The organism is Alphaproteobacteria bacterium (assembly GCA_030739735.1).
In the GTDB taxonomy this organism is placed as follows: Bacteria; Pseudomonadota; Alphaproteobacteria; order UBA7887; family UBA7887; genus UBA7887.
In genome coordinates this window covers 1-6,291 of sequence record JASLYQ010000036.1, presented here as the reverse complement: position 1 = coordinate 6,291, position 6,291 = coordinate 1, and the positions used below count along the sequence as shown (strand labels likewise).

The 6,291-nt window shown below is 64.6% G+C and carries 8 protein-coding genes and 1 pseudogene; 2 read left to right on the top strand and 7 right to left on the bottom strand.

The genetic code is table 11. From position 1 onward, the window contains the following. Window positions 1–700: adenylyl-sulfate kinase (cysC, locus tag QF629_12845; GenBank protein MDP6014409.1), on the top strand; the 700-nt coding region annotated here is incomplete at its 5' end. Further along, the gene (gene cysQ, locus QF629_12840) at window positions 697–1,449 is read left to right on the top strand and encodes a 3'(2'),5'-bisphosphate nucleotidase CysQ (GenBank protein MDP6014408.1); all 753 of its coding nucleotides are present in this window, start codon (window positions 697–699) and stop codon (window positions 1,447–1,449) included. The genes cysC and cysQ, both read left to right, overlap by 4 nt. A 195-nt stretch (window positions 1,450–1,644) precedes the next feature. Here the strand turns inward: cysQ and QF629_12835 are convergent, their stop codons facing one another. From QF629_12835 to QF629_12805, 7 genes and pseudogenes are all read right to left on the bottom strand, one after another. Continuing rightward, window positions 1,645–1,776: a hypothetical protein gene (locus QF629_12835; protein ID MDP6014407.1), complete on the bottom strand. Its 132-nt coding sequence runs from the start codon at window positions 1,774–1,776 to the stop codon at window positions 1,645–1,647. Further along, window positions 1,769–3,079 carry a glycosyltransferase family 39 protein gene (locus QF629_12830; protein ID MDP6014406.1) on the bottom strand — a complete coding sequence of 437 codons (1,311 nt, stop codon included), beginning with the start codon at window positions 3,077–3,079 and terminating at the stop codon, window positions 1,769–1,771. The genes QF629_12835 and QF629_12830 overlap by 8 nt, the downstream gene beginning before the upstream one ends. Further along, window positions 3,072–4,199, bottom strand: a complete 1,128-nt coding sequence (locus QF629_12825) for a hypothetical protein (GenBank protein MDP6014405.1) — start codon at window positions 4,197–4,199, stop codon at window positions 3,072–3,074. Before QF629_12825 ends, QF629_12830 begins: the two co-directional genes overlap by 8 nt. Window positions 4,200–4,207: 8 nt before the next feature. Beyond that, window positions 4,208–5,230: a GDP-mannose 4,6-dehydratase gene (locus QF629_12820; protein ID MDP6014404.1), complete on the bottom strand. Its 1,023-nt coding sequence runs from the start codon at window positions 5,228–5,230 to the stop codon at window positions 4,208–4,210. Between the two features lie 96 nt (window positions 5,231–5,326). Then, window positions 5,327–5,929: a recombination mediator RecR gene (gene recR / locus QF629_12815; GenBank protein MDP6014403.1), complete on the bottom strand. Its 603-nt coding sequence runs from the start codon at window positions 5,927–5,929 to the stop codon at window positions 5,327–5,329. Beyond that, window positions 5,926–6,057, bottom strand: a pseudogene (locus QF629_12810) (YbaB/EbfC family nucleoid-associated protein). Before QF629_12810 ends, recR begins: the two are co-directional and overlap by 4 nt. 38 nt (window positions 6,058–6,095) lie before the next feature. Further along, a partial coding sequence (locus tag QF629_12805) for a hypothetical protein (GenBank protein ID MDP6014402.1) occupies window positions 6,096–6,291 on the bottom strand: 196 nt, incomplete at its 5' end.

Sequence of the window (6,291 nt, the reverse complement as noted above, 5' to 3'; positions counted from 1 at the left end):
TTTCGTGCTGGTCCACGATTATCAAATCGTCGGTGGCGGCAATCTCAGCATGGAAGGCTATCCCGACCAACGCGCGATGGTGTCGGTCAAGGCAACCAACATCACCGCCGTCGACCATGCCGTGAGCGGCGAGGAGCGCGCGCGGCGGACCGGCCATCGGGGCGGGGTGATCTGGTTTACGGGCCTTTCGGGCGCCGGCAAATCGACGATTGCCCAGGCCACCGCACGCGCGCTGTTCCAACGCGGCTATCACGTCTATGTCCTCGACGGCGACAATGTCCGCGGCGGTCTCAACGCCAACCTCGGCTTTTCGCCGGAGGACCGGGCCGAGAACATTCGCCGTGTCGGCGAGGCGGCGGCGCTGTTCGCCGATGCCGGCGTGCTGGTGATCACCGCTTTCATCTCGCCCTATCGCGCTGACCGCGATCGCGCGCGGGCGGCGGCGGAACGCCTGCTCGGTGAAGATGCGTTCCAGGAAATCCACATCGAGGCCGATCTAGCGACCTGCGAGGCACGCGATCCGAAAGGCCTCTACAAACGCGCCCGCAGCGGCGAAATTCGCGACTTCACGGGGGTCTCGGCGCCCTATGAGGCGCCCGATAAACCAGACTTGGTGATCGATACCGGTGGCAATGCGGTCGAGCAGTGCGTCGACGAGGTACTGGCCTACGTCGACAGCCACTATTCGGCGCGCAAATGAATACGCTCGGCCCAGCGATCAGCGAAATCGCGCGCGCCGCCGGGGCCGAGATCCTGGCGATCCGCGAGCGCGGCGCCGCAGTGCGCGAAAAAGCCGACAGCTCGCCAGTGACCGATGCCGACGAAGCGGCGAACGCGCTGATCGTGGCGCAACTCGGCCAGCTTACCCCGGAGATTCCGATCATCGCCGAGGAAAGCGTCGCGGTGGGCGAAATCCCCGAGATTGGCGCGCGATTTTGGCTCGTCGACCCGTTGGACGGGACGCGCGAATTCATCGCCGATCGCGACGAGTTCACCGTCAATATCGCCTTGATCGAGGATGGTCGGCCGACCTTGGGCGTGGTCGGCGTGCCGGCGCTGGACAAACTTTTTGTCGGCGCCACGGGAGCCGGCGCCTGGTTGGAGAAAGGCGGCGCGGCGGCGGTGCCGATCGCCGCGCGCGCGGTCCCCGACGTCGACGCGGTAGCGGTGGCGAGCCGTAGCCACGGCAACGCCGAGACCGAGGCTTGGCTCGAAGAACATCGCATTACCCGCACCGACCGCGCCGGCTCGTCGGTCAAATTCTGCCGCCTCGCCGAAGGCGCGGCCGATCTCTATCCGCGTTTCGGGCGCACCATGGAATGGGATATCGCCGCCGGGCACGCGGTGCTGGCTGCCGCCGGCGGTAGCGTGCGAACGCTCGACGGCGCAGATTTGTTGTACGGCAAGCCGGAGTTCGAAAACCCCCACTTTATCGCGCGTGGGGCTTAGAAAAACCCGCGCGAGAGGTGGTAGGCGACGAAACCGGCGCTCACCACGAAACCGACTATCGGCAGCCAAAGGGGTAGCGACCAGCCCTCGGCCGGGGCCGGACTTGTGCGAGAAGGTGAGGACCGCGGTGCCCTTGATGTCGGCGGGGCGGTCGAAAATCGAGATGCTCTTGTCGCCGGCCTCGGGGAATTCGAGTTAAGGCTGGTCCTGCTCGTCTTCTATGAGGAGGCAATCGCCGATTGCCAATTCGCGGTTGGCGATGCCATAAGCCTTGCCGAGTTGGGCCGTACCCAGGGTCAGGCGCGAGGGTCTCCGGGGGTTAGCCATTGTCCGCGTCCGGCTGCTCCGCCCGCCGCGGCAGGGAGGCCGCGAGCAGAACTATGAAGGCCGCCTCTGCCGGTGAGCGGTACTTGGCCGAAGCGATTGGTCCGTTAACCGCCAGCACAAAGCCGATCCAGGCGAGCAGCAGCATTCCGGCCAGCGCCATGTGATCGCCACTACGTAGCAAGCGCCACAGGCCCCGAGCCTGAGCGAAGCGCATGGCGAGCGTCCCGGCGGTCCCGGCGAGCAGCAGCCAACCGTAGAAGGCGTTGTCGTTGCGAAAGAGAAAATTGACGATCTTGTCGAGCTTGTCGGCCCCTTCTGTCGCGAAAAATCCGGTTCGTGGCAAGGTGCGGACTGGGCTCGCGAGAATGATTGCCGGCGAGAAAAGGTTTATCGCGGCGCCATAGACCCAAGCCTTGGCCAACGGCACCGGGCCGAGCTCGCGGAGCACCTCGAAAGCCGCCGCCGTCATGGCACGGGAGCGGGCGAACGGGTCGCTTTCCCGGGCGATGGTCTCGGCGAAACGGTTTTGCATTTGCGCCGCGCCTTGGGCATGGGGTGTACCGTCGACGGTCTCGAGCACGAGCGGCACCAGCCAGAGTAGGCTATGCGCACCGCCTTGGCCGGATAAGCCGAAGCCGCCGAACCGACTCTGGTTGTCATAGGCGATCGGCAGCACGAGGATCGCTGTCACCGCCGCACCGGCGGCCATTTGCACGATGGCGCGGCTCAACGGACGGCGCAAGATCACAAGCGCCGCCAGCAAGAGCAGCGGTAAGACCAATGCCCAGGGGACTAACATCATGCGCGTGAGGATGCCGCAGCCGAGCGCGACACCAACGACGATTGCGGGGAACCAGCGCGGGCGGCGCAGCCATGTCAGTGTCGCCCAGAGTGAGACTGTGCAAAAGAACAGGAACAGGGACTCGGTCAGCAGCAGCGAGGCCATGACGAGCTGTGTCGGATTGAGCGCGGCCATCACCCCGGCCGGCAACGCCAAGCGCGGTTTTAGCGCCGAGCCGATACCCGCGATGGCGACAGAGGTGAGGGAATCGATAACGGCTTGTCCAAGGATCGGCCATATAAGGTCAGAACCGAAAAGCGCCTCGAAGAGGCGCAGGAAGGCAATATAGGCAGGCATGACATCCGACTGTCGGATTCCGGCTGCCGCCGCCAGGCGATAGTTGCTGGAGTCCTCGATCAAGAAGGCGTCTGTACCCCATTGCCCATCCAGAAGAAGAATCAAGCCCACACGAACGGTTAGAGCAAAGGCGAATATGGCGAGAAAGACTCTTAGGTTAGGCATCTTGCAGCAATTCTTCGAAAGCCGGCCACACCGCCTCGGCATCAAAGCGATGGCCACCGGCAAGCGCCAGCGCACGTAGACGCGAGCTGTTGTCCATCGCTTCGTAGATCTGCCGGCCTTCGGCGGCCGCGCGCTCGGCCCCCTCGAAGGGAAATATGTGGTCGGTCTCGCCGGACGTGACGAGCAGCCGGCGTGGTGCGACAAGGCCGATGATATCCCCTAGCTCGCACCAAAGTAACTGGCCAGGAATGGTGTTTTGGCCGGCACTGTCGCCCCGCATTGCGATGGTGCTGCGTATGGGACCGACGCATCCCGAGGCGATGGTAGCGGAGATTCTGTCGTCGAGCGCGGCAGCATGCAGGGCGACGGTGCCGCCGGCGGAGTGGCCGAGCGCATGCGTGCGAGCGAGATCGACTGCCGGCAGATCGCCGGTTCCACTAGCGGCGAGCCAGTCGAGTACGGCGGATACGTCGGATACCCGCTCGCCGAGCAGGCAGCGTCCGAGAAGCAGCGCATGCAATGTCGCATCGATGCAAGGGTTCGCGGAGCGTGGCTGCAGCAGCCGCTCGCGTCGCTCGCCGAACGCGCGTTGCTCGAGACAGAGCGCTAGGTAGCCGCGGGAAGCCGCTTGACGCGCGAAATCGAGATCGGCGGCGATCTTGACCGAGTCGGGCGGCATACGCACCTCTCCCCAGCTCAGATGGGCGCCGGAATTGGTGCCTTGCAGGCAGATCATGAGGGGTGCTGGCTTGCTCAGACCATCTCGCCAGACCAAATCGAGCGGCATGTCGACATCGTGCCAAGCGCGCAGGTAGATGCGCTTTCGGCGCATGTCGGGTGCTGGCCGTGGCGCCGATTCTCGATACAGGACCCGCGGTGGCGAGTCGGGTCGACGGTACCCGCAAAGCACGGCGAGCTTGTCGCGGAGTTGTGCCTGCCAGGCATGGGGCTCACCATCCGAGTTTTGCCAAGAGAGCGCCAGGGGCGCCTCTTCATAGTCCGCCTTGTGCGCGGCAAAAGGGCTTAGGCAAGCACCAGGTGGGGCCGGCGGGTAGGGGTCGAACTCGCCGCGCAAGGCCAGTGCCAAGCGACGGCGAGCGGCAAGGGCATACATGGTCAAGCGCGGATTCACAGAACGTAGGCGTCTTGCCTGCGCACCTCACCGGCAGCATGGCGCGCGCGCCACCACGTGATGGTTTGTTCTATCCCGTCTGTGAGCGCCGTCGCCACGGCCCAACCCGTGGCGGCGTTGAATTCGGTAGCATCGGCAAGCAAGGCACGAACTTCGGCGTCTTGTGGGCGCAGGCGTGTGGCCTCGGTCTCGACTGGCTTGTTGGTTGCTGTCTTGGCGCGCACCAACTCGACCATCTCACCGATGCTAACGGCTGTGCCAGTACCGGCATTGTAGGCGCGGCCCGGCTCCACCGCGCCGCTCTCGCCCATGGCGAGGAAGGCCGCGGCCGTATCGTCGACAAAGACGAAATCTCGCGTTGGCGTCAAATCGCCGATACGGATCGTCTCGCATCGCGGATCGATCGCTTGGCGGATCACCGATGAGATTACCGCACGCTCACTTTGTCGGGGGCCGTATGTATTGAACGGACGCAGCACGTAGGCCGGCACGCCGAAGCTCAGCGCATAGGCATGGGCCATCATGTCGGCTGCGATCTTGCTTGCGGCGTAAGGCGATTGCGCTTGCAGCAGATGGGCCTCGTCTATGGGCGCCGCGATGGCAGTGCCGTAGACCTCGCTGGTCGAGGTCATGACGATACGTCGCGGCTTGTGCATCCGTGCCGCCTCTAGCAGGTTCACGGCACCTGTGACGTTCACGTCCACATAGGACTGGGCGGCGATGTAGGAATAGGGGATGGCGATCAGGGCGGCGAGGTGGAAGACGATCTCCTGACCCTCGCACAGCCGCATGACGAAGGCGGCATCGCGCATATCGCCACGTTCAACGCGAATGGCCTTGCGCGTCTCCCCCGCTAGGTCATCGAGCCAGCCGTTACCGTCGAACGCGTTGTATAAGGCGAGAGCCGTCACTTCGGCCCCAGCTGCAGCCAGCTGCTCGACCAAATGTGAACCGATAAAACCGTCGCCACCCGTGACCAGGACCTTGATGCCGCGGTAGCTTGTCGCAGTTTGTCTCATGGGGTCGAATCATACGAGAGAGGGCCTGGCATGGCAACGCGGACAACGGCGTGGCGGCTCTCCGTGGCGTCTCGGAAAACAGGGCTTACGTGCGGCCTATAAAGGGTGGCGGGCCTTTAGGGCGGCGCCAAGGGTGCCGTCGTCGAGATAGTTGAGTTCGCCACCGATCGGCACGCCGTGCGCCAGGCCGGTGACGCTAATATCGTAATTGGACAGGCGGTCTGAGATGTAATGGGCCGTGGTCTGGCCATCGACTGTGGCGGGGAGCGCCAAGATCACTTCGCTCACAGGCTCTCCCGCGCGCGGGCCACGGCGGGATATCGACAGGTCCTCTGGGCCGATGCCGTCAAGCGGCGAAAGCACGCCGCCGAGCACGTGGTAGCGCCCGCGATAGAGGCCCGAGCGCTCCAGTGCCCAGAGGTCGGCGACGTTCTCGACGACGCAAAGCTGACCCCCGTTGCGCCTCGTGTCGGTGCAGATCGCGCAAGGGTCGTTACTATCGAGATTGCCGCATTGGGCGCAGGCGTGCACGCTCGCGTCCGCCTCCTCCAGAGCCGCAGCTAGTGGCCGCAGCAAGGTCTCCCGTTTGGCGAGCACAGCGAGCGCTGCGCGGCGGCCCGAGCGGAGCCCCAGGCCGGGCAACCGTGCTAGAGCCTGGACTAGGCGCTCGATCTCGGTCCCGGCCACGATTCCTCTCAAAACAGCTTGAGGCCTGACGGCAGCGGCAGGCCGCCGGTCACGCCCTTCATCTCCTCCGCGGCGTGTGCCTCCGCCTTGGCGCGGGCGCCCGAGCAGGCCGCGACGAGGAGGTCCTCGAGCACGCCGCGCCTGTTTCATGAGGTTACCGAGGTTTTTCATTCGCCAATCACTCCTTGCCTCTGACACGCCGTACCGCGGCGCTTGTGGGGTCGATGGTGGCGTCGGGAAAAGTGTCTAGAACCTTTTGCACTAATGGATCGTGCGCTAATGTATTGAGGCGTTGGTTCAAGATCTCATCGTTGCGTTCGGCAAGGGTCGGTTCACCAGTCTCGTTTGACACTGCCACCACCCAGCGCTCGTCT